Source organism: Coralloluteibacterium stylophorae (assembly GCF_018122625.2).
In the GTDB taxonomy this organism is placed as follows: Bacteria; Pseudomonadota; Gammaproteobacteria; order Xanthomonadales; family Xanthomonadaceae; genus Coralloluteibacterium; species Coralloluteibacterium stylophorae.
This window is the reverse complement of record NZ_JAGQFT020000027.1, coordinates 1-1,200: the sequence shown is the minus strand read 5'-3', so window position 1 is coordinate 1,200 and position 1,200 is coordinate 1. Positions and strand designations below refer to the sequence as shown.

Genomic DNA, 1,200 nt, shown 5'->3' with positions numbered 1-1,200 from the left:
CGACGTCCCCCCGCCTTTGAGTAGCACTGCGATCTGGAGTCCAATCCGCAACGACAAGGAGATTGGACGTGAAGAAGCGCTTTTCCGAAGAGCAGATCATCGGCTTCCTGCGCGAGGCCGAGGCCGGGCTGCCGGTCAAGGAGCTGTGCCGGCGGCACGGTTTCAGCGAGGCGTCGTACTACCTGTGGCGCAGCAAGTTCGGCGGCATGAATGTGCCGGACGCCAAGCGGTTGAAGGAGCTGGAGACCGAAAACACCCGCCTGAAGAAGCTGCTCGCCGAGCAGGTGCTCGAGAACGAGGTGGTTCGGGATGCGCTGCGAAAAAAGTGGTGACCGCACCGGCTCGGCGTGAGCTGGTGCGGCATCTGGTTGGCAGGGGGTTGAGCGAGCGCCGGGCGCTGGCGGTGGTGCGCATGAGCGCCAGCGCGTACCGGTATGCGCCGCGCCCGGACCGCAACGCTGAGCTGCGCGAGCGCATCCTGGCGCTGGCGCAGCGGCATACCCGCTACGGCGTCGGAATGATCTACCTGAAGCTCAGGCAGGGCGGTCTGGTGGTGAATTACAAGCGCGTGGAACGGCTGTATCGGGGGGCCCGCCTGCAGGTGCGCCGACGCCGGCGCAAGAAGGTGCCTGCGGGCGAGCGCCAGCCACTGGTGCGGCCGAGCGCCGCCAACCAGGTGTGGTCGATGGACTTCGTGTTCGACCGCACTGCCGACGGCCGGGTCATCAAATGCCTGACGATCGTCGACGACGCGACGCATGAAGCGGTGGCCATCGAGGTGGAGCGCGCGATCTCCGGAGCAGGCGTGGCCCGCGTGCTCGACCGCCTGGCGGCGCACCGCGGGCTACCGCAGGTCATCCGCACCGACAACGGCAAGGAGTTCTGCGGCAGGGCGATGGTCACCTGGGCACACGAGCGCGGCGTGCAGTTACGACTGATCCAGCCCGGCAAACCCAACCAGAACGCCTACGTCGAGTCCTTCAACGGCAGGCTCCGCGACGAGTGCCTCAACGAGCACTGGTTCACCCACCTGCTGCACGCGCGCACCGTCATCGAGAGGTGGCGCAGGGAATACAACGACGAGCGCCCGAAGAAGGCACTGGGCGGGCTGACCCCACGTGCCTACGCGCAGCAGCTGGCATCCACTACCATCGATCCCGGACTCTAGATCAACCCGCTACTGAGGGCGGGGGGACGTCG

At 66.8% G+C, this 1,200-nt stretch carries 1 protein-coding gene; it reads left to right on the top strand.

The genetic code is table 11. From position 1 onward, the window contains the following. Window positions 1–68 precede the first annotated feature (68 nt). Window positions 69–1,168, top strand: a protein-coding gene (locus tag KB893_RS18125) for an IS3 family transposase (RefSeq protein ID WP_211927688.1) whose coding sequence is annotated in 2 segments (ribosomal slippage) — window positions 69–327 and window positions 327–1,168 — 1,101 coding nt in all. Because the reading frame shifts where the segments join, the coding sequence is not laid out codon by codon here. Window positions 1,169–1,200: the final 32 nt, after the last annotated feature.